This window comes from Duganella sp. CF517 (assembly GCF_900110275.1).
Lineage (GTDB): Bacteria > Pseudomonadota > Gammaproteobacteria > Burkholderiales > Burkholderiaceae_D > Rugamonas.
Window position 1 is genome coordinate 1 of sequence record NZ_FODC01000001.1, and the last position, 22,037, is coordinate 22,037.

Consider the following 22,037-nt stretch of genomic DNA (forward strand, 5'->3'; position numbering starts at 1 on the left):
GCCGGCTTGCCCAGCAGGGGCGCCAGTTCGATAAACGCGTCGGTCGACAGCGCGATGATGTCGCGATGTCCGATCGCTTGCAGCCCCTCGTCGGCCGTGAACGCCTCGACCATCAAAGCCGGGCCGTCGTCGCCGAAACTGAGTTCGTACAGCCGGGTGACGCTGGTGAATTCCCCCAGCGCGCCGACAACCTCGTCCACTACGGAAAAACTCATTTCGCCACCTTGCAGTCGCCGGTCTTGGTGCGGCCTTCGCAAATACGCGCGCGGCATTCGGCAGCCTTGGTCTTACCGAACTTTTTACATTGCGCCAGTTGTTCTTTTACGCTGAGCCTGGGTTTCTTGGCGGCCTCGGCCTTCTCGGCGGCCTGCGCGTGCGCCACCAGGGCCGACAGCAAGGCGATATCGCTTTCCTGCTCCGGCGTTGTGGCCGGTTCGGCCGGGGCCTTCTTGCTTTCCTTGGCGGCCGGCTTGGGCTTCGGTTTCTGCACCGGCTTGGCCGCGCTTTTCGCTGGCGCCGGCGCGCCGGCCGACGGCGTCTCGAGCGCTTTGCTGAGCACGTCGTGGCTCGGCTTGGCCGCCGGCTCACCACCGGCGTTGAGCATTTCGCTCAGGCTTTCCTGCTTTGCGGGCGCCTGCTGGGCTGCCGCGTCGTCGTTGATGACCGCCGCCGGCGCGGCGGACGCCAGCACCTCGTCGGCCGACACTTCAGCCGCAACGGCAGGCGCCGGCGAAGCTGCGGCTGCGGGCGGCAGATCCTTGCTGGCCGCCGCGACCGAGGTCATTACTTCGCTGTGCGCTTTCTCGCGCGTCACATAGGTGCCGATGCCCACCGCGATCGCCAGCATGGCCACGCCCAACGCCGCCCATGCCAGGCGCGAGCGGCCGCGCTTGGCGGCCGGCTTGCCTGCTCCACCGCCGGACTCAAGCGTGGATAATATGCGGTTGCGGTCCGCCTCTTCCTGCTGCGCCGGTGTTAACAAACTCGGCCTGGAGGGCTTGGGACTCTCATCTTTTCGTTGCAAAATACGAACTCCTGTCAGTTATTGCAATACTTTACTATATCCAACAGCGTTATGACGCATGTTAGAACGTTAACTGTACGCGTGCTCGACGTGCGCACAATTGAACCGAATAGTCATCCCATTATCAGACTAGTAAGATATACTCTCAAGCAATAATAAATCTGGCAGTAAAGAAAGTATCTAAAAGTGGCCGCCGCAAGGCGCCGATGAATGGTGTAAGGGTCGAGGTAGTCGTGTTTCTACTGGCGGTGGTGCTCTATTTTCTGCTGGCTTGTCTGATCAGCTGGCTGGTGCTGTTCCCGGCCGGCCGCGCCTATGTGCTGGAGCGGGCCGCGCAGGTCGAATCGGCGATGCAGCGGCGTTTCGCCGGCCTGAAGCGGCGGCAGACGGCCGGCGCCGAGGTGTTGCTGCAGTCCGGCGCGGCTTCGGCCCAGGGCTTGGCCGCGTTCGTCAAGCGCCATTACCTGCTGTGCCTGGCCGGACTCTTGTTGCTCAGCCTGCCGCCGACCCTGGCCTTCCTGGCCAGCGGCAAGAACATGCTGGGTGCCTACGACGTCTCCACGCGCGAGGTCAATACCCAGGTGGCCGGATTGTTGCAAGGCGAGGAGCTGGTGCCGCCGGTGGCGCTGCCGCCGACCGTGTTCGCCACGGCCGAAATCGAACGCGAACGCCCGATGCTGGTCTCGGCCAGCCGCAACTGGACGTTGATGAACCAGGAGTACACGCAGCGCCTGTTAATGGTGTTTAAGATAATGAAAGAGCAACACGGTTATGATATGGCCATTCTGGAAGGTTACCGCAGTCCGGAGCGCCAGAATATGCTGGCCGGCATGGGCGGCAACGTCACCAACGCGGCCGCCTTCCAGAGCTGGCACCAGTACGGCCTGGCCGCCGATTGCGCTTTCCTGCGCGACGGCAAGCTGGTGATTTCGGAAAAAGATCCGTGGGCCATGCGCGGATACGAACTGTACGGCCAGGTGGCCGAATCGGTCGGCCTGACCTGGGGCGGCCGCTGGAAAATGATGGACTTCGGGCACACCGAGTTGCGCGTGCCCGGCGTGATGAAACAAAAAGGTTAAGGAGACGAGATGGCTGGTCCGGTGATACGGTTGGGAGACAAGACGTCGCACGGTGGCGTGGTGCTCAGCGCCTCGCCGCTGAGCGAGAGCGGCGGCATCGCGATCGCCCGCGTCGGCGACAAGGTCAGCTGCCCGAAGCGCGGCCACGAGCCGTGCGTGATCGCCAGCGGCGATCCGACCATGATCGTCGACGGCAAGGCGGTGGCCCGGCACGGCGACAAAACCAGTTGCGGCGCCACCTTGATCGCCTCCCAGCAAGCCACCGTGGACCAGGTCTAGACGCATGCGCCGCACACTCACAATGGATGGACGCCGCTGATGCGCCCTTGGCTGAGCCGTAGCCTGATCGTCGCCGCCGCCTTCGCCGCCTGCTGGCTGGGCGCGGTGTGGTATTGGCGCGCGACGCGCCGCATGCCGGGCACCGACGATCTGGTGATCTACCTGCTGCTGTTGCCGCTGCTGCTGGTGCTGCTGGTGTGGGGCGCGAGCAAGCTGGTCGCCGCGGCGGGCGCCGCCTCCGCCGCCTCCGCCGCCAGCGCCACGGCGCCCGCCGCGCAAACGCCCTCCGCGGCGCCGCCTGCCGCCGCGCTCGCCGTGCTGGCCGGCGCGCTGCGCATGCCGCACGGCGATGGCACCGCCCAATTGGCCGACGCGCTGTTGTCGCGCAAGGCCAACCTGGCCCTCGATCCGGACTTGCTCAACGACAGCGGCTATCCCATTCTCAGCGGCCGGGTCGACGACGTCGACATCGCCGCACAGCAAGACACGATGGACGAGTGGCTGCGCGCCCACCATGCGGACACTCACTTCAGCGGCGAGCAATGGCGCGCGCTGGCGCTCGGCAGCGATGTCGCCACCGAACTTGCGGCACAACTGGACGGGCATCCGGCCCTGGCGCCTTACACGGACGCGGTGCGCGCCGGCAAACCGCCACCACCGCTGCCGATGCTGCATGTGGTGGCCCTGCTGCCGGCCGACTGGGCCGACGCCGAGCGCACCGCCGCGATAGGCTGGCTGCGCCATGTCGTGGCCCGCTACGGATGGCCGGCGGCGCGCCTGGCGCCGCCGCTGCTGGCGGTCCACGCCCAGGCGGCGCTGCCGCTGATCGGCCAATTGGCCAACCAGGCGCGGCAGGAGGAGCAACCCTTGCTGTGCCTGGTGCTGGCGTGCGGCTCGCACATCGGCGAGGCCAGCGTCGAGGCCTGGGCCGGCCAGGGCATGCTGTTCGACAGCGACCATCCGCAAGGCCGCATCCCGGGCGAAGGCGCGGCCGGCCTGCTGCTGGCCGACGCCGCCCAGGGCGCGCTGTTCGCCGACCAGGACCTGCCGCTGATGTATCCAGCCAGCAGCGCGTTGCGCGCCGCGTCGGCCGACACCAAACAACGCGGCGACGTCGGCTTGCTGGCCGAGCTGGCCAAGCAGGCGCTCGCCACGGCCGGCGTCGACGCCGCCAACATCGCCATGCTGACCGCCGACAGCGACCAACGCGCCAGCCGCATGACCGAACTGCTGGCCATGGTCAGCGCCACGCTGCCCGAGCTCGATCCAGGCGAGCAGTTGCTCACCGTGGCCGCCGCCTGCGGCGACGCCGGCGCCGTCTCGACCGTGGCCGCGCTGGTGCTGGCGCAGCAGCAGGTCCGCGACGGCGCCGGTCCGGCGCTGTGCGTGACCAATCTCGATCCATTCCACCGTGGCGCCGTGCTGTTGGCGGCCCCGGCAGGCACGGCCGCGCCACCGAAAACGGCCACGGCATGAACCATTTCACTCAACCCAAGTACGCCTTAGCCCCCTTAGCCCCACTATGATGCAACGATTCTGGCACTTTCTCACCGCTCGTTTCAGCCTGGCCGTGATCGGCTTCGCGGCCTTTGCCGCCGCGCTGCTGATCGCCGCCGCCGTCTTCGAGATTTCCTACAAATGGGTATTGCTGGTGCTCTTGGCCGCGCTGCTGCTGTACGGCGCCGTCTGGCTGTTCAAGCGCCACCGCCGCCAGCGCTCCGGCGCCGCCTTCGGCGGCATGCTCGAGCAGCAGACCGGCGCGCCCAAGGCCGACGCCGCCCAGCGCGAGGAAAACGAGGCGCTGCGCAAGCGCATGATGGAGGCCATCGGCACCATCAAGACCTCCAAGCTGGGCCAGCTCTCGGGCGACGCCGCGCTGTATGAACTGCCGTGGTATATGGTGATCGGCAACCCGGCCGCCGGCAAGAGCACCGCCATCGCCAGTTCGGGCCTGCAGTTCCCCTTCGCCGACAGCAAGATCGTCCAGGGCGTCGGCGGCACCCGCAACTGCGACTGGTTCTTCACCACCGACGGCATCCTGCTCGACACCGCCGGCCGCTACTCGGTCGGCGAGGAAGACCGTGGCGAATGGCTGGGCTTCCTCGGCCTGCTGAAGAAATACCGCAAGCGCGCGCCGATCAACGGCATCATCATCGCCGTCAGCGTCGCCGAGCTCACCGGCAGCCGCCCCGAGTTCGCCATCAACCTGGCCAAGAACCTGCGCCAGCGCGTGCAGGAGCTCACCGAGAAGCTGGAAGTGCACGCGCCGGTCTACGTGGTGTTCACCAAGGCCGACCTGATCACCGGTTTCAACGAGTTCTTCCAGGACGCCGAGCGCGGCGAACGCGATAAAGTCTGGGGCGCCACCCTGCCCTACAGCCAGACCAGCTCCAAGCAGGACGTACTGGAGCAGTTCGACCAGCGCTTCGACGAGCTGTACGACGGCCTCAAGGACCTGAGTCTGGCCAACATGGCCTTGCAGTGGCGCGAGCGCATGCCGCCGGGCGTGTTCACCTTCCCGCTGGAGTTCAGCTCGATCAAGGGGCCGCTGCGCACCTTCATCGCCACCCTGTTCGAGGAAAACCCGTTCCAGTTCAAGCCGGTTTTCCGCGGCTTCTATTTCACCAGCGCGCTGCAGGAGGGCGAATCGGTTTCGGCCTCGTCCGAGCGCGTCGCGCACCGTTTCGATTTGCAGATGCTGCCGACCGCCCAGTCCGAGGTGCAGGACCAGCACGGCTACTTCCTGCTCAACCTGTTCCGCAAGGTGATCTTCGCCGACAAGGACCTGGTGGCGCAGTACGCCAGCCCGGCCAAGACGCGCATGCGCTACGCCACCTTCTTCGGCGCCATGGCGCTGGTCGGCCTGGCGCTGGGCGGCTGGAGCTGGTCCTACCTGGCCAACCGCCAGCTGGTCAACAACGTCCAGGCCGATCTGGCGCAAGCGGTCAAGGTGCAGGAAAAACGCCTCGACCTGGCGTCCCGCTTCGAGGCGCTGGAAATCCTGCAAGACCGCATTGAACAGCTCGAGTCCTATCGCACCGACCGTCCGCTGTCGCTGAGCCTGGGCCTGTACCAGGGCGAGTTCTTGGAGCGCAAGCTGCGTGAGGAATACTTCTCCGGCCTGAAGGAAGTGATGCTCAAACCGGTCGGCCAGTCGATCGAAGCCTTCCTGGGCGAAGTCAACAGCGGCGCCGACAAGCTCGAACCGATGTCGCGTCCGCCGCAATCGGGCGCCGTCAACGCCGCCGCCACCGCGCCGGTCGCCGGCGCCGTGGCAGCGCCGAACCCGAACGGTGCCGTGCTGCCGGCCGTGGCCCCTGGCGCCGCCCCGGGCGCGCTGCCCGGCACGGTCGCGCTGTCGCCAGCCGCCGCCGTCAACTTCGGCGCGCTGCAATTCAAGGACGCCAATCCGGCCAACGTCGAGGACGCCTACAACGCGCTCAAGACCTACCTGATGTTGACCGACAAGTCGCGCGCCGAGGCGAGCCACCTGAACGACCAGCTGACCCGCTTCTGGCGCGTCTGGCTCGACAGCAATCGCGGCACCATGCCGCGCGAGCAAATGATCCGCAGCGCCGAGCGCATGATCTCGTTCTACCTGAGCCAGATGAGCGATCCGTCATGGCCGACCATCGAGCCCAAGCTGGCCCTGGTCGACCAGAGCCGCGACAACCTGCGCAAAGTGGTGCGCGGCCTGCCGGCGCGCGAAAGAGTCTACGCCGACGTCAAGGCGCGCGCCGCCACCCGCTTCCCGTCGATGACGGTGGCGCGCATCGTCGGCGAGCAGGACAAGGAACTGGTGGTGGGCAGCTACGCCATCCCGGGCACCTTCACCCGCGAGGCATGGGACAAGTTCATCCAGGAAGCCTTCCGCGACGCCGCCAACCGCGAGCTGCAAAGCTCGGACTGGGTGCTGAAAACCGCCGCCAAGGACGATTTGACCTTGGAAGGCAGCCCGGAGCAGATCCAGAAGGCGCTGGTCGAGTTGTATAAAAACGACTACGCCAAGGAATGGCAGAAGTTCATCCAGGGCGTGAGCATTCGCGAACTGAACGGCTTCGACCAGGCCGCCAGCGCGATGAACCGACTTGGCGATCCGCAAGCGTCGCCAATAGACAAGCTGATCAAAACGGTCTACGAGCAAACCTCGTGGGACAACCCGTCGCTGATCGACGCCGGCCTGCAACGCGCCCAGCGCGGCGTGGTCGAGTGGTTCAAGCAAACCATCCTGCGCCAAAAACCGTCCGGCATCGACGTCAACATTAACACCAGCGCCGCACCCGGCGCGGCACCTATTCCAATGGGCCCGGTCGGACGCGAGTTCTCCGGCGTCGCCAAGCTGGTGGTGAGCAAAGACAAGGGCGCGACCTTGATGGGCGGCTACATGGATGCGCTGTCCAAGCTGCGCGGCCGGTTCAACCAGATCAAAAACCAGGGCGACACCGGCCCCGGCGCCAAGCAGTTCATGCAGCAGACGCTCGACGGCACCGGCTCGGAACTGGCCGAGGCGCTCAAGTATGTCGATGAGCAGATGCTGGTCGGCATGACCGACCAACAACGCCAGGCTATCCGTCCGCTGCTGGTGCGTCCGCTGATGCAAACCTTCGCCGTCATCGTGCGCCCGACCGAGACCGAGATCAACAAGGTCTGGACCGCGCAGGTGCTGGAACCGTTCAACCGCAGCCTGGCGCTCAAGTATCCGTTCGCGCCGGAATCGCGGGTGGAGGCCACCGACGCCGAGATCGGCCAGATGTTCGGTCCCGACGGCGCCATCGCCAAGTACTTCAACACCACCATCGGACCGCTGGTGGTGCGCCGCGGCGACACCCTCAGCGCCAAGACTTGGGCCAACATGGGCATCAACCTGGCGCCGGGCGTGATCACCAGCTTCCCGAGCTGGGTCGCGCCGCTGTCGGCCGGCGGCGTGGCCGCCCAGGCCGGCGCGGCCGAATCGCAGACGCGCTTCGACGTGCAGGCGCTGGGCGCCACCGGCGCCACCGAGTTCACCATCGAGATCGACGGCCAGGCGCTGCGCTGGCGCGGCCAGCCGCAGCCGTTCGTGCACATGGTGTGGCCGAATCCGCAAGGCACGCCGGGCTCGCGCATCACCGCCATCACGCCCGAGGGCCGCACCGTGGTGCTGCTCAACGAGCCGGGCCACTTCGGCCTGAAGAAGATGATCGACGCCGCCAAGCGCACCCGCAAGGATAGCGGCGTGTTCGAGCTGAGCTGGGAGAACAGCAACGTGGTCGTGCGCGCCAACCTGAAGATCGTGGGCACCACGCAGGCGGCCCCGCCCGCCCCGCCGCCACCAGGCGCGGCAGCCGGCTTCCGCCGCATGCGCCTGCCGGAGACGATCACCGCGCCGGCGCCGGTCTCCGCCCCCGCCCCTGCCGCACCCGCCGCCGCCGCAGCCCCGGCGGCGGCGCCGGCCGCACCAAGGAGCCAGCCATGAGCCGTGCCACCCCGATCTCCATCGGTTACTTCGGCAAGATTCCCAGCCGGGGCGACTTCGTCAAGGCCAGCGAAAATCCGGCCCTGATCAACATCCTCGACGCCTGGCTGGCCCAGGCGATGGACCTGCTGAGCGCCGACACGCGCTGGAAGCTGACCTACGACGCCCTGGCGCCGCTGCATTTCGCCTTCATCGGCCCGCGCCGGGGACGCGCCATCGCCGGCCACATCGTCGCCAGCAGCGACCAGTCGAAGCGGCGCTTCCCGTTCCTCATGATGAGCACGATGGACGTGGAAGACCCGGCCGGCTTCGTGCCCAACAGCCCGCTGGTGCTGTCGCGCCTGTGGAACCGGTTCGAATCGCTCAGCGCCGGCGTGCTGGCCGCGCCCGAGCCGGCCGGCGCGCTGCAGGCGGCCGCCGCCACCACCATCGACGTGGACTTGCGCAGCGCCGCCTACGAGGCCGCCTTCAACGATTTCCTCGACCTGCAAACGGTCGGCGGGCTGGACGCCATGCTGGCGCAGACCGGCTTCCCCGGTTCGGTGCGGCAAGTGCTGCTTGCGCTCGGCCTGCTGCTGCAACCGGTCATGGCCAGCAGCTCGAGCCGGCTGGAGAAAAGCCTGGTGCTGCCGCTGCCGTCCGATCCGATGTACCGCAACTTGGTGGGCGCGTTCTGGATGCACCTGATCACGCCGTTCCTGATGCGCGCCGACTTCGAACTGTCGCTGTTCACCACCCGCCTCGGCGGCCGTCCGGCGCTGGTGCTGGGCTTTAGCGGCGCCTCGGCGCTGACCCTGCAAGCGATCATGGACCCGCAGGCCGGCCTCGAACACCACATCGCCTTCGACGAGCTCGACTGGGTCGAGGAGCAGGTCGACGCCGACTACGCGATCAAAAAGGTCTCGACCTACCTGGCCCAGCCCAATCTTTCACTCAAATCGGCCTGCGACTCCGTGCGCGCGGCCTTTATCGGAACTTGATCATGCGTTTTATCCGGACAGCTGTATTAATGAGTATCACCGCCAGCCTCGCCGGCCTGGCCGGCCCCGCCGCCGCGCAGGCGGCGCCGGCGGCGGCGACGCCGCAGCCCGGCCAGGTGCTGGCCAGCGGCACCGTGCCCGACGAGGCCACCAAGGCCGCCGTGCTGGCGCGCCTGCGCGACGTCTATGGCGCCGACAAGGTGGTCGACCAGATCGCCGTCGGCCAGGTGGCGCAGCCGGCCAACTGGAACAACTACGTGCAAAAGCTGATCACGCCCAACCTCAAGCAGATCAGCCGGGGCCAGCTCAAGATCGACGGCAGCACCGTCAGCGTGCGCGGCGAGGTGGCCAACGAGGCCCAGCGCCAAAAAATCGCCAGCGACTTCGCCACCAGCCTCAATCCGACCTACGTGGTCAACAACGGGCTGCGCGTCTCGGCCGCCGAGCAGAACATCCTCGACAACACCCTGGGCAACCGCATCGTCGAATTCGAAAGCGGCAAGGCGACCTTGACGCCGACCGGCCAGGCCATCCTCGACCAGATGGGCGCGGCGATGCAGAAGCTGCAAGGGCGCAAGGTGGAAATCATCGGCCACACCGACAACCAGGGCCTGAAGGCCAGCAACCAGAACCTGAGCCAGGCGCGCGCCGAAGCGGTCAAGACCTACCTGACCGGCAAGGGCCTGAACGGCGACATGCTGACCGCGTCGGGCCAGGGCTCGGACCGGCCGATCGCCAGCAACGACACGCCGGACGGGCGCGCGCGCAACCGCCGCATCGAGTTCCGCATCGCCCAATAAATCGGGCCGTACAACGAGGGCTAGACCACGGCTCACCACATTCAAAGGTAACGTATGTTTTCAGCAGAACAATTGCTCGGCCCGATCAGCCCGGGCGCGCCCAGCGGCGAAGACCTGTCGTTCTCGGCGGACCTGGACGCCATCGCCCAGGCGCGCCGTTTCGACGATCCATCGCTCGACCAGGGCGAGTGGGTCACCGAATTGAAGGAAGCGGACTGGGATTTCGTGGTGCGCCGCTGCGCCGCGCTGTTGCAGGAGAAAAGCAAGGACCTGCGGTTGGCCGTGTGGCTGACCGAGGCCGGCGCCAAAACGGCCGGCCTGCGCGCGCTGGGCGAAGGTTTCAAGGTGCTGGCCGGGCTGTGCCGTGACTATTGGGACCAGGGCTTGTATCCGGAGTCCGATGGCGACGACCACGACCAGCGCATCGGCAACCTGAGCTGGATACTGGGCCGGGTGCCGGCGCTGCTGCGCGAGATTCCGCTGACCGAGGGTCGCGGCAGCGCGTATTCGACCGTCGATTTCGAAGTGGCGCGCAAGCTCGCCACCGCCAGCAACGGCGGCAACAGTTCGCCGGGCAATCCGGGCGCCAAGCTGGCGGAAATGGAAACGGCGCGCAAGAACAACTCGGCCCAGTTCGCCACCGCGTTCGCCGCCGATGCGCAGATGTGCCTCGATGCGTTGAAGGATCTGGAACAGGTCGCCGACGAACGCCTGGGCAACGATAGCCCGGGCTTCTCGGCGGCGCGCGACGCCTTGCAGACGTTGCAGCGGATGATGCCGGCGCCGGCCGCCGGCGGCGGCGTGGCGGAGACGGAATTGGCGGACAACGCCTATGTCGGTTCGGCGGCCGTCGATTTCACGCACGATGGCGGCCAGGTGGCCGCGCCGGCGCCGTCCGGGCCGCCGGGCGCGATCCAGACGCGGGCGCAGGCGCTGGCGCAATTGCGGGCGGTGGCGACCTTCTTCCGCCGCACCGAGCCGCACAGCCCGGTGTCGTATTTCGCCGAAAAAGCGGCCGACGTCGGCGAGCAATCGCTGCACGATTGGTTGCGTTCGGTGGTCAAGGACCCGAGCTCGATGGCGCACATCGAAGAGTTGTTGGGTGTGAAACCGGCGGAGTAATCCCACGCGGCGGGCGTAACCGGAAAATCGGGACCGCGCCCGACATCGCGTCAAAAAAACGGGGCCGATATTTCGGCCCCGTTTCGCATTACTTGATGGTGTACTTGAACTGCCCCTTCTTGTCCGCGCTGACCTTGATCTTGGAGATCGTGGCGCCCTCGGCCATCTTGGCCAGCACCGATTCGGCCACTTCCGGCAACAGGCTTCCGTTCAAAATATTGTCGACATTGCGCGCGCCCGAATCGACCTCGGTGCACCGCGCCAGCACCGCTTCCACCAGCGCCTCGTCGTACGTCAACTCGGCCTTGTGGTTCTCGGCAATGCGGCGCGCGATCTTGCCCAGCTTGAGCTCGATGATCTTGACCAGCACGTCGTCGGCGATCGGATAGTACGGAATCACCTTCAAGCGGCCAAGGAAGGCCGGCTTGAACACCTTCATCAGGTGCGGGCGGATCACCTGCTCGAGCTGCTCCGGCGTCGGCATGTCCTTCGGCTCCTTGTTCAGGCAAGCCTGCATCATCGTGCTCGACGCCACGTTCGACGTCAAAATGATGATGGTGTTCTTGAAGTCGATCTCGCGGCCCTCGGCGTCATCCATCACGCCCTTGTCGAACACCTGGAAGAACAGCTCCATCACGTCCGGGTGCGCCTTCTCGACCTCGTCGAGCAGCACCACGCTGTACGGATTGCGGCGCACGGCCTCGGTCAGCACGCCGCCCTCGCCGTAGCCGACATAGCCCGGCGGCGATCCCTTCAGGCCCGAGACGCTGTGCGCCTCCTGGTACTCGCTCATGTTGATGGTGATGAGCTTGCGCTCGCCGCCGTACAGCACATCGGCCAGCGCCAGCGCGGTCTCGGTCTTGCCGATGCCGGACGGGCCGACGAACAGGAACACGCCCTTCGGCTTGTTCGGATCGTCCAGGTTGGCGCGCGAGGTGCGCACGCGCTGCGCCACCGCTTCGATCGCATGCGGCTGGCCCAGCACGCGCTCCTCGAGCATCTCGTTGAGCTTGAGCACGGTCTTGATCTCGTCCTTGACCATCTTGCCCAGCGGGATACCGGTCCAGCCGGCCACGATCTCGGCCACCACGTGGCCATCGACCTGCACCGGCACCATCGGCGCCTCGCCCTGCAACGCCTTGAGTTCCTTGATCAGCGCCTGCACGCCTGCCGCCGCGTTCTTGGCCGGGGCCTTGTCGGCGCCGGCGCCGGCTGTCTCCAGTTCCAGGCGGGCCGCCTTGATCTTTTCGGTCAGGCCCTTTTCCAGCTCCCAGCGCGCGGCCAGGGTGCCGTGTTCGTCGCTGGCCTTGGCGCGCTCCGAGCGCAGCTCGGTCAGGCGCGCCGCATGGCTGCCGCCGCCGCTTTCCTCGCGCGCCAGCGACGCGATCTCGGCGTCGATGCGGTCGAGCTTTTTGACCAGGTTCTCGATCAGTGCCGGTGTGGCGTTCTGGCCCAGCGCCACTTTCGCGCAGGCGGTGTCGAGCACGCTGATGGCCTTGTCCGGCAGCTGGCGGCCCATGATGTAGCGGTGCGACAGGCGCACCGCCTCGGTGATGGCCTCGTCGTAGACGCGCACGTTGAAGTGTTTTTCCATCAGCGGCGCCATGCCGCGCAACATGGCGCAGGCCAGTTCCTCGCTCGGCTCCTCGATCTTGACGACCTGGAAGCGGCGCGCCAGCGCGGCGTCCTTTTCGAAGTATTTCTTGTATTCGCCCCAGGTGGTGGCGGCGATGGTGCGCAACTCGCCGCGCGCCAGCGCCGGTTTCAGCAGGTTGGCGGCGTCGTTCTGGCCGGCCGTGCCGCCGGCGCCGATCATCGTGTGCGCCTCGTCGATGAACAGGATGATGGCGTGCGGGCTTTTCTTGACTTCGTCGATGACGTTTTTCAGGCGGTTTTCGAACTCGCCCTTGACGCTGGCGCCGGCTTGCAGCAGGCCCATGTCCAGGGTGTGGATCTCCACGCCCTTCAGCACGTCGGGCACGTCGTCCTGCGCGATGCGCAGCGCCAGGCCCTCGACCACGGCGGTCTTGCCGACGCCGGCCTCGCCGGTCAGGATCGGGTTGTTCTGGCGGCGACGCATCAGGATGTCGATCGCCTGGCGGATTTCCATGTCGCGCCCGATCACCGGGTCGACCTTGCCGTCGCGCGCGCGCTGCGTCAGGTTGGTGGTGAACTGGTCCAGCGCCGGCGTCTTCGACGCCGCCTGGCCGGCCAGTTCGCCGACCGGATCGCCGCCGGTGTCCTGCTCGCCGGCCGGCGCGCCCTCGCCCGCCGCCACCGCTTCCTGCGAGCCCTCGGTCAGGTAGTCGAGCTTGTGCTTGATCTCGTCGACGTTGAATTTATTGAACAGCTTGGAACCGCGATAGGCCAGCTGCGCCAGTTCGCTGTCGGTCAGCAACGCTTGCAGCAGGTGGCCGCTGCGGATGCTGCTTTGGCGTCCGGCCTGGATGTCGAGCGAGGCGATCAGCCAGGCGTTTTCGAACAGCTTCGGCAGGCGCGCCGAGAACACCGGCGTGCGCGTGTTGCCGGTCTTCAGGCGCGACACTTCGGTTTGCAGATCCGCCTCCAGCATCGGGATGCTGATGCCGCTCTTGCGGGCGATGACGGCGAAGTCGCTCTTCGGCTGTTCCAGCAGCGCCAGGAACAGGTGTTCGAGGTCGACCTCGAATTGGCCGAGGCCCACGCAAATGCTGGCCGCGCGCGTGGCGGCGGTGCGGCTGGTGTCGTTGAGCTTGCCGATCAGCGTCTTCAGGTTGATGCTCATAGCGCGATTTTCCTCGTTCGATTAAGTTATGTCGGATAAATTTCGGTGCAAATGTCTGTACTACAGCGTATGGATTTCGTAGCGCACGTCGGCGCGGTCGCGCGCCTCGCCGCCGGTGATCAGGAAACTATCCCAGCCCAGGCGGCCGCCGGCGCGCTCGTCGCTCAGGGTCACCCCTTCGACGTCGGCCGCGCGCAGCACCAGCTGCACCTCGTATTCGAGGGACAGGCCGGTCAGCATGGTCAGCATTTTTTCCAGCGACTTGGCGGCCTTGCCGCCCGGCAGGAAGGAGTCGAAGCTGGCGCGCGGCAGCGGGCCGACCGTCAGCAGCATGCGCAGGTCGCGCTGCCAGACGCGCTGGCCGACCAGCGCGCTGGTGCCCAGCTGGGCGTTGGCGCCGCCCAGCGCGCTCTGCTGGCCGGGCGGCACGTCATACCAAGCGCCGATGAATTGGGTGACCGTCACGCGCTGGCCGAAGTATTCGCTCAGCACGTGGCCGATCGCCACCGACGACGCCGGCCGGTGCCGCATGGCGGCGGCAAAATAGCCGATCGATTCGTCGAGCACGCCCTCGCCGCCGTCGGACAGGCGGTGCTTGAGCGACTCGTTGCCGACCCCGGCCAGCGACAGCAGCAGCGGCAGGAAGCGGTCCTTGCCGTCGATCTGGTACTTCAACTCGAGCCGGTATTTGCGCCACGATTCGTAGAACAAGGCCAGCGCCCGGTTGGAGAAGGTGTCCAGAAAGGCGCGCGGGCCGTCGTCCTTTTCGTACAGCGCGTGCGCGGCGACCCGCTCGGTGTAATGCGCCGGCAAGGCGCCGGCGGTGCCGAGAAAGCCCATGAAGGCCGGCGTGATGCGGATATATTTGAGCTCGCCGCTGCGCAGCGCCTCGCCCAGCGACTCGCTGTCGCGGCCGATCTCGCGCGGCTCGGGCTGCATCGCCTCGAGCTGGCTGGCCGGGAAGTTGAGCGACAGCGAGTTCTGGAAGCGCAGGAAGCTGGCCACCGCCTGGTCGTGCGGCAAGCCGTTGCGCTTGAGCCAGAGCTCGAGCATGCGCACCGCCTGGAAGAACTGGAAGCGGTACGGCTGCTCGAACAGGCGCTCGATTACACTAGGTTCAAATCGCCGCTTCGTGGTGTGCATCGCAACAGCTCCTCCCCTGATTTTTTCGAGACGACCACCAATTGCGTGAAGCTGTTGGCGTGCACGTACAGGCCGAGGAAGCGTTCGACGATATGGGTGAAGGCGTGGATGCCGCTGCCGACGAAGGCTTCCTCGTCGATGGTGATGCTGACCTCGGTGCCGCGCACCAGGCAGGCGAACGGATTGCCCGGCAGCCAGTGGTTGGCGGCCTTGCTGGCGATCGCGTGGATGCCGCGGATCTGGCGCTGCGACGTGGGCGAGCGCGGCAGGTCGTACAAGGTCAGCATTTCCTGGAAGGCTTCGACGCCGCTGCCGGCCAGGGACAAATGGTTGAGCGACAGGTGCGAGATCAGGCGCCAGTGGGCGCCACGGCCGCGCTCGAAGCGGTGCGAGTCGGTCGGGCGGCGCAGGAAGGTGATGCTGCGCACGCTCGATCCGCCCTCGAGGAACAGGTCGCCGCCGCGCATGCCGTAGGTCAGCGACGCCGGCAGGTCGCGGTTGGTGCAGGTCAGCTCCAGGCTCAGGGTATCGGTCTCGATGGCGGCCGGGTCGAAGTCGATGTCGACGATCGAGATTTCGGTCTCGTAGCCGGGGCTCTTGCGGGCGATCACCTCGTCGCGCCGCATGACCCAGTAGTGGCCGTTCTTTTCCGGCGTCTCGCCATGGCGCAGCGAGTAAAACGGCCGGAATTCGATGACCGATTCGCCCTGCGGCGTCTGCCGCACCAGCTTGACCGAGTCGATCGATTGCACCTCGAAGGCGTAGGCGCGGCGGGCGTCGGCCAGCACCGGGTAGCTGGCCGTGGTGTGGGTGACGCGGATCGGCTCGCCGCGCTGGCGGAACAGGTTGACCACCGGCGTGCAGCCCAGCAGCAAGTTGTTGGTCGACATCGTGCCCAGCATGCGCGCGGTGTTCGAATCGGTGCGCAGGCCGCTCATGCCCAGGTGCAGGGTGAAACGCTTGCAGCCGGCCGGCAGCGACGCGCCGATCGCCGCCAGGTCGATGTCGATGAAATTGAATTTTTCGGGGAAGCAGAAATACTCGGTCAGCAAGCGGTAGGCCGGATGCGACCGGGCCGAGAACGGGATCAGCGATTCGTCCTCGCCGAAGCCGGCCGGCCACACCGGCACCGCCGCGAGTGGCGTCCAGCGGCCGTTCTGCTCCGGCTCGACCCAGGCCTTGACGGTGCGCAGGAACAGCGCGTCGCGCAGCGCGGCGCAGAACGACGGTTCGCCGTCGATGAACACGCGCAGCATCTTGATGCCCAGCTGCGACAAGGTGACCTGGGCGGCGGTCGTTTCGATGGTGATGCTCAGGCCCGAGGTGACATTGGGCGGCAACATCACCGCCTCGGGCGCGTCGATGATGGCGGCGAAGGCCGCGTGCGACAGCGCGATCGGCGCCACCGTCACCGGATAGGCGGTGCGGAAGGTGCAGGCGACACCCTTGACCGGGCGCGTGTCGAGCTCGGTGCCGCGGGCGATCTCGGTGGCCGTGGTCAATTGCGCGGCGGCGGCGCTGTAGTCCATGCGCGCGATCGAGCACGACGGGAACGGCCGCAGGTAGTGCGGATACAGCACCTCGAACAGCGCCTCGGTGAATTCGGGGTAGTCGTCGTCGAGCCGCTTGGAGATGCGCGAGTTGAGCAGCGCGAACGACTGGATCATGCGTTCGATGTGCGGGTCTTCGCACACCTCGCCGCCCATCAACAGGCGGCCGGCGATTTTAGGATAGCGCTCGGAAAATTCGCGCGAATAGCGGCGCAGAAATCCCAGCTCCCGTTCGTAGTACGGTAACAGTTCTTCCAAGTCAGGCTCCCGGCGACGCCAGACGGCGCGCCTTGCTAATGGTGTAATGCAGGCTCGACGGCTGGAGCACGGCGTCGAAGTTGACCGGCTCTTGCGCCGCGTGCACCACCAGCAGCGCGGTGATGGCGAAGTTGAGCCGGTTGATGGTGCCCTCCTGGATCTCGAGCGAGGCGCGCACGTTGCGCAGCCGCGGCTCGTGGCGGGCGATGGCCTTTTCCAGGCAGGTGCAGATGTAGGCGCGGTCGTCGGCGCTCGACAGGCTGAGGCCGGCAAAATCGTTGAGGCCGTAGGTCAGGATCGAGCGGCCGCATTCGGGGAATTTTTTGATCAGCTCTTCGCTGATGACGGTGCGCGTGTTGAGCAGCGCTTCGAGGTCGCGGGCGACGGTGTCCTTCAAGTCCTCGATCGACAAGCGGGACACGGTGGCACTGGTGGCGCCTTGGACGGGCGCGTCCATCAGGCGGTCGAACAGTCCCGGCGAAAAACCCTTCATGTGCATCCTGAATATCAGTGTTAAAACCAGTGGGCGGATAACCATGCAGCGTCCGCCGCCGCGTCGGGCGGCGGCGGTTGCCACAATAGATCCAGCGTTCGCGCCGGGTCCCTACCCGTTCGCGGCGGCATCGAGCCGCCGCAAGGGACGCGGGCGCGATGGCGAACGGGGCGCGGCGAGCGTCATGGCGCACGCGCGTCGTCCCGGTCGCCGGCGTCGATTGCGCGGCGTCCCGACGCCGCCACGCAATCCACAGCGTTTGCTTAGGCCGTCTTGTTGGCCGACAGATCCCAACCACCCGAGGTGTTGCCGCCCGAACCGCCACCGATCTTCTGCTGGGTGTACTTCCACTTCACTTTCGAGTACTTGATCGACACGTGCTCGGACAGGATGTCGCCCGGCTGCACTTGCGGTGCGACGCTGCTGATCAGCACGTTTTCCAGTTCGATTTCGAAGTACTTGATGCGCTCGCCCTGGCCATCGGCGCGCAGGAACTCGAACTTGGCCTTAGGAATGGTTTTACCCGAGGAGCACGTTTGCAGCAGCAGCGGGGTCGACAGGTCGGCCAGCTTGGCGATCACGATCTCCTTGTGCTCGGTGCGCTCGGCGGTGTGGCCGCCGGCCGACGACGCGGTCGCCGATTTAGGCTGCAGCACTTCCCACTGGACCGATTTGCACTCGATCCAATCTTTGTGGGTGCTGTCGGCGGATTCGCCTTTGATGCCGTCGATTTGCAGATATACGTCGATTGCCATGGTATTCCTTTCGGTTTTGGATGAAAAAACAAACAGTTAACAATTTAAGACTTGGTCGATTGAGGCAGCTCCGCGACCAGACGGAGTGAAACGGACAGCTCATCGAGCTGGAAGTGCGGGCGCAGGAACGACACGGCGCGGTACACACCGGGGCGTCCCGGCACTTCTGATACCTGCACCGACGCTTCGCGCAGCGGGAACTGGGCTTTCTGTTCCTGGCTGGCGTTGTCGTCCAGTAGCACGTATTGGGTCAACCAACGGTTGAGGAAGTCCTCGACGTTGGAGGCGGCGGCGAAGCTGCCGATCTTGTCGCGCATCATCGCCTTCATGTAATGGGCGATGCGCGAGACGGCGAAGATGTATTGCAGCTGGGCCGACAGCACGGCGTTGGCGTTGGCCGCCTCGGTGTTGTACTTCTTGGCCTTTTGCGTCGACTGCGCGCCGAAGAAGGCGGCGTAGTCGGTGTTCTTGCAGTGCACCAGCGAGATGAAGCCGAGGTCGCTCAATTCCTTTTCGCGGCGGTCGGTGATGGCGATCTCGGTCGGGCACTTGAGCGCCACTTCGCCCTCGTCGGTCTTGAAGGTGTGGGTCGGCAGGTCCTCGACCAGGCCGCCGCCTTCGACGCCGCGGATGGCGGCGCACCAGCCGTAGTCCTCGAACGCGTTGGTCAGCTTGGTGCCGAAGGCGTAGGCGGCGTTGCACCACAGGTATTTGTGGTGGTCGGTGCCGTCGACGTCCTCGACGAAGTTGAAGCCCTCGACGGTGGTGCCGTCGGCCGGGTTGAACGGCTGGCGGCCCAGGAAGCGCGGCAGGGTCAGGCCGACGTAGCGCGCGTCCTCGGACTCGCGGAACGATTTCCATTTGGCGTACTCGACGGTGTCGAACACCTTCGACAGGTCGCGCGGCTTGCCCAGGTCGCTGTAGGTCTCCAGGCCGAACAGCTCCGGCGAGGCGGCCGAGATGAACGGCGCGTGCGAGGCGGCGGCCACGTGCGACATCTGCTCGATGAAGTACATGTCCTCGGGCTGTCGGGTGATCTCGAAGTCGCCGATCAGCGAGCCGAACGGCGCGCCGCCGAACGTGCCGAACTCTTCCTCGTAAACCTTCTTGAACATGGTCGACTGGTCGAACTCGAGCGCGCTCTGGAAGTCCTTGACCAATTCCTTCTTGGTCGCGTTGAGCATCTTGATCTTGAGGTTCTGGCCGGTCGACGAATTCTTGACCAGGTAGTTCAGGCCGGTCCAGCTCGATTCGAGCTTTTGGAACTCCGGCGCGTGCATGATGGCGCTGAGCTGGCGCGAGATCAGGCTGTCGAGCTCGGCAACGCGGGCGTCGATGGTGGCGGCCAGGTTGTCCGACACCACGACGGTGCCGTCCATGACCTGGCTGACCAGCTCGGAGATGATGTCCTTGGCGCGGGCGTGCTCGACGCTCGACTTGGCGACCTTGCTCTGCTCAACGATCTGGTCGAGCAGGGCCAGCTCGGTGGTGGCCGCGCCGGCCGACGATGGGGAAGTTTGGACGGACATGGCTCAATCTTTCTTCGGGGTGGTTTGCTGGCCCAGTTCGGCCAGCTTTTCGGTGCTGTGCAGGACGTCGTTGAGGATGTCTTCGAGCTTGTCGTTGCCGGCCAGCTTGTTGCGCAGGTCGGCCAGCTTGGTGCGCGCCTCGAGCAGCTTGCGCAGCGGCTCGACCTGTTCGACCACCGATTCCGGACGGAAATCGTCCATCGACTTGAACTTCAGGTCGACGGCGAACTCGCCGCCGCCCTCGCCGAGCTCGTTGGCGACGCGGAAATTGGCGCGCGGCTCGACGCCCTTGAGCACCTCGTCGAAGTTGTCGCGGTCGATGTTGACGAACTTGCGCTCCTTCAAGCGCTTCTGTTCGACTTCGGAGTTGCCGCCGAAATCGCCCACCACGCCCATCACGAACGGCAGCTCTTTATTCTCGATCGCATCGCCGATCTCGACGTCGTAGGTCATCTGGACCCGTGGCGGACGCACCTTTTGCAGGCGCTTCTGAACACTCTCTTTTTTCGACATGACATCCCCATTTCAAAAATAAACAGCGGCGTCGCGGCGACGCCACCGGGTGGAATTGCTGAATTACTGACCGTTTCGACCTGTTTACTTCAGCGCGTCGAAGGGGTCGGCCTTCTGTTCGCGGGGCGGCTGCTTGCCGCCCTTTTTATTCGTGGTCGTGGCGCGCTGGGTCGGCTGGACCACCTTGGCCGGCGGCACCAGCACCTGCTCGCCCAGGCTCTCGCGCAGCAGCTTGGCCAGGTCCTGCGACTCGGTGCGCAGCGAACCGGACAGGTTGTTTTGACGGCTCAGGTCGGCAAGCGCGCGGGTCGACAGGCGCAGCCCGCTGATGGCGATGATGCTGTTGGCCAGCTGGTCGTTGGGGTCGCGCACCAGGATTTCCTGGGCATTGACGATGGCCTCGCCATACTGGCCGGCTTCGTATTTGGTTTGCGCCATGCGGGTCCACGGATCCTTGTCGGCCGGGTAGGCGGCGGCGGCCTGCTTCCACAGCGCGACGGCCGCTTCCTTCTGGCCGGCGCTGTCGGCGGCGGCGGCCTTGCCCATGACTTCGGCGATCGTCGGCACCGCCTCCGGCACTTTGACCACCGGCGCGGTGGTGCAGGCGCTCAGGGCCAGGATGCAAGCGGCACCGCCCAACAGGCGGCGAAGGTGGATGGATGTACTCATGTGTTCCTCAAAAGTCAGATGTGTTAATCGCCGGAACAGTTGCCATAAACTGTTGCCAAATTCTCATTTTTCGGCAGAATAGCATAAATTTAATTCTTTACCTCGTACAATACGAACTCAACCGTACGGGCGTTACCGAAATGCAAGATTATAAAGCTTAGCACGTTACGTAGAAGAAACACTCACGGGACGCCAGAAAATGTTATTGTTCTGGCAGTTGTGATTGGGCACTATTTTTTTGGTCCGCAGGCATGAGGCGATAAGGCATTCGATGAGCATCACGGGAAAACTTTTATGGGGTGAAGGACTGTTCCTGCGTCCCCAGCATTTTCAGCAGCAGGACCGCTACCACGAGCAGCGGCTGCACGACAGCGTCAAGGCGCTGCATCCCTACGCCTGGGGTGTGAGCCAGTTGCAGCTCGACCGCGACGCGCTGCACAACAATACCTTGCGCCTGCTCGACCTGGCGCTGGTGTTCCAGGACGGCGAGATTTACCAGGCGCCCGGCGCCGACGAGCTGCCGGCCGAGATCGACCTGAGCAACATCCCGCAATCGCAGCAGGCGCTGACGTTCTACGCCGCCCTGCCCGCGTTCAAGCATTTCGGCGGTAATTTCGCCCCCGAGGGCCAGCCCAGCAACGCCGCCCGCTACGCCCAGAGCAACCTCGACACGCCAGACCTGTACACCCAGGCCGCGCACGCGCAATTGACGTACCTCAAAAAGACGCTGCGCCTCGTGTCCGAATCGGAACCGCGCGACTCCTATGTCAGCCTGCCGCTGCTGCGCCTGCGCCGGCTGTCGACCGGCGGCTTCGAGCAAGATCCGTCGTTCATCCCGCCGAGCCTGTCGATCCGCAGCGCGCCGCTGCTGTTCCTGCAACTGCGCCGCCTGCTCGACGCGCTGCAGGCCAAGGTCAACGCGCTGTACGGCCACCACCGCGAGCCGAGCAAGCACGTCATCGAATTCCGCTCCGGCGACATGTCGTCGTTCTGGCTGCTGCACACGGCCAGCTCGGCGTATGCCTCGCTGAGCCACTATTTCCACCACCCGACCTTGCACCCGGAGCGGCTCTACGAGCAACTGCTGGGCCTGTCGGGCGCGCTGATGACCTTCTCCAAGGGCATTTCGCTCAGCGACCTGCCGCAGTACGACCACCTGGACCCCGGTCCCGGCTTCGCCCGCCTGCACGGCATCATCCGCGAGCTGCTCGACACCGTCATCTCGTCGAAATACTTCGCCATCGCGCTCAACGAGGTCAAGCCGTCGTACCACCACGGCATGCTCGACTCGGGCAAGATCGACGCCCAGACCACCTTCTACCTGGGCGTGTCGGCCGATATGCCGGGTGTCGAGATGGTCGACGTGGTGCCGCTGCGCTTCAAGATCGGCGCGCCGGACGACGTCGAGAAGTTCGTCCTGTCGGCCATGCCGGGCGTGCGCCTGACGCACGCGCCGCAGGTGCCGGCGGCCGTGCCGGTGCGTCCCGACACTTATTATTTCGCCCTCGAAGCCAAAGGTCAGATGTACGAGCGCATGTTGCAGGCGCAATCGATCTCGATCTACGTTCCGTCCGGCATGCGCGACCTGAAACTGGACCTCGTCGCCGTCACTTCCTGAAGACCA

The 22,037-nt window shown here is 65.8% G+C and carries 18 protein-coding genes; 8 read left to right on the forward strand and 10 right to left on the reverse strand.

Features of this window, described 5'->3' with window-relative positions; genetic code table 11:
• Window positions 1–215: hypothetical protein (locus BMX85_RS00005; RefSeq protein WP_143067853.1), on the reverse strand; the 215-nt coding region annotated here is incomplete at its 3' end.
• Window positions 212–1,024: a hypothetical protein gene (locus BMX85_RS30340; RefSeq protein WP_177196600.1), complete on the reverse strand. Its 813-nt coding sequence runs from the start codon at window positions 1,022–1,024 to the stop codon at window positions 212–214. The genes BMX85_RS00005 and BMX85_RS30340, both read right to left, overlap by 4 nt.
• Window positions 1,025–1,230: 206 nt before the next feature.
• Between BMX85_RS30340 and BMX85_RS00015 the strand changes: the two genes are divergently transcribed.
• From BMX85_RS00015 to tssA, 7 genes are read left to right on the forward strand one after another with little or no spacing between them, the layout of a single operon-like run.
• Entirely contained in the window at window positions 1,231–2,103 is an 873-nt protein-coding gene (locus BMX85_RS00015) for a M15 family metallopeptidase (protein ID WP_090313433.1), read from the forward strand.
• Between the two features lie 9 nt (window positions 2,104–2,112).
• Window positions 2,113–2,382, forward strand: a complete 270-nt coding sequence (locus tag BMX85_RS00020; RefSeq protein ID WP_090313435.1) for a PAAR domain-containing protein — start codon at window positions 2,113–2,115, stop codon at window positions 2,380–2,382.
• A gap of 39 nt (window positions 2,383–2,421) precedes the next feature.
• Entirely contained in the window at window positions 2,422–3,858 is a 1,437-nt protein-coding gene (locus tag BMX85_RS00025; protein WP_090313437.1) for a hypothetical protein, read from the forward strand.
• A 49-nt stretch (window positions 3,859–3,907) separates the two neighbouring features.
• A complete protein-coding gene (gene tssM, locus BMX85_RS00030) occupies window positions 3,908–7,837 on the forward strand; it encodes a type VI secretion system membrane subunit TssM (RefSeq protein WP_090315074.1) in 3,930 nt (1,309 codons plus the stop codon).
• Window positions 7,834–8,817 carry a type VI secretion system-associated protein TagF gene (gene tagF, locus BMX85_RS00035; RefSeq protein ID WP_090313439.1) on the forward strand — a complete coding sequence of 328 codons (984 nt, stop codon included), beginning with the start codon at window positions 7,834–7,836 and terminating at the stop codon, window positions 8,815–8,817. The genes tssM and tagF overlap by 4 nt, the downstream gene beginning before the upstream one ends.
• 29 nt (window positions 8,818–8,846) lie before the next feature.
• Complete coding sequence (locus tag BMX85_RS00040) at window positions 8,847–9,617, forward strand: OmpA family protein (RefSeq protein ID WP_229210210.1); 771 nt, start codon at window positions 8,847–8,849, stop codon at window positions 9,615–9,617.
• Window positions 9,618–9,671: 54 nt separating this feature from the next.
• Complete coding sequence (gene tssA / locus BMX85_RS00045; protein ID WP_090313443.1) at window positions 9,672–10,739, forward strand: type VI secretion system protein TssA; 1,068 nt, start codon at window positions 9,672–9,674, stop codon at window positions 10,737–10,739.
• A gap of 88 nt (window positions 10,740–10,827) precedes the next feature.
• Here tssA and tssH read toward each other — a convergent pair whose 3' ends face one another.
• The 8 genes from tssH to BMX85_RS00085 all read right to left on the reverse strand — a co-directional run bounded on the left by tssH (window position 10,828) and on the right by BMX85_RS00085 (window position 20,413).
• On the reverse strand, window positions 10,828–13,503 hold the full coding sequence (gene tssH / locus BMX85_RS00050; RefSeq protein ID WP_090313445.1) for a type VI secretion system ATPase TssH: 2,676 nt from the start codon (window positions 13,501–13,503) through the stop codon (window positions 10,828–10,830).
• 60 nt (window positions 13,504–13,563) lie between these two features.
• Window positions 13,564–14,646 carry a type VI secretion system baseplate subunit TssG gene (gene tssG, locus BMX85_RS00055; RefSeq protein WP_090313447.1) on the reverse strand — a complete coding sequence of 361 codons (1,083 nt, stop codon included), beginning with the start codon at window positions 14,644–14,646 and terminating at the stop codon, window positions 13,564–13,566.
• On the reverse strand, window positions 14,610–16,454 hold the full coding sequence (gene tssF / locus BMX85_RS00060) for a type VI secretion system baseplate subunit TssF (protein WP_090313449.1): 1,845 nt from the start codon (window positions 16,452–16,454) through the stop codon (window positions 14,610–14,612). Before tssF ends, tssG begins: the two co-directional genes overlap by 37 nt.
• Window position 16,455: 1 nt before the next feature.
• On the reverse strand, window positions 16,456–16,947 hold the full coding sequence (gene tssE / locus BMX85_RS00065) for a type VI secretion system baseplate subunit TssE (protein ID WP_090313451.1): 492 nt from the start codon (window positions 16,945–16,947) through the stop codon (window positions 16,456–16,458).
• Between the two features lie 263 nt (window positions 16,948–17,210).
• Window positions 17,211–17,702 carry an Hcp family type VI secretion system effector gene (locus BMX85_RS00070; protein ID WP_090313453.1) on the reverse strand — a complete coding sequence of 164 codons (492 nt, stop codon included), beginning with the start codon at window positions 17,700–17,702 and terminating at the stop codon, window positions 17,211–17,213.
• A 44-nt stretch (window positions 17,703–17,746) separates the two neighbouring features.
• Window positions 17,747–19,231: a type VI secretion system contractile sheath large subunit gene (gene tssC, locus BMX85_RS00075; RefSeq protein WP_090313455.1), complete on the reverse strand. Its 1,485-nt coding sequence runs from the start codon at window positions 19,229–19,231 to the stop codon at window positions 17,747–17,749.
• 3 nt (window positions 19,232–19,234) lie between these two features.
• A complete protein-coding gene (gene tssB, locus BMX85_RS00080) occupies window positions 19,235–19,744 on the reverse strand; it encodes a type VI secretion system contractile sheath small subunit (RefSeq protein WP_090313457.1) in 510 nt (169 codons plus the stop codon).
• An 84-nt stretch (window positions 19,745–19,828) separates the two neighbouring features.
• Entirely contained in the window at window positions 19,829–20,413 is a 585-nt protein-coding gene (locus tag BMX85_RS00085) for a tetratricopeptide repeat protein (protein ID WP_090313459.1), read from the reverse strand.
• A 271-nt stretch (window positions 20,414–20,684) separates the two neighbouring features.
• Between BMX85_RS00085 and tssK the strand changes: the two genes are divergently transcribed.
• A complete protein-coding gene (gene tssK, locus BMX85_RS00090) occupies window positions 20,685–22,031 on the forward strand; it encodes a type VI secretion system baseplate subunit TssK (protein ID WP_090313461.1) in 1,347 nt (448 codons plus the stop codon).
• The last annotated feature ends 6 nt before the right edge of the window (window positions 22,032–22,037 follow it).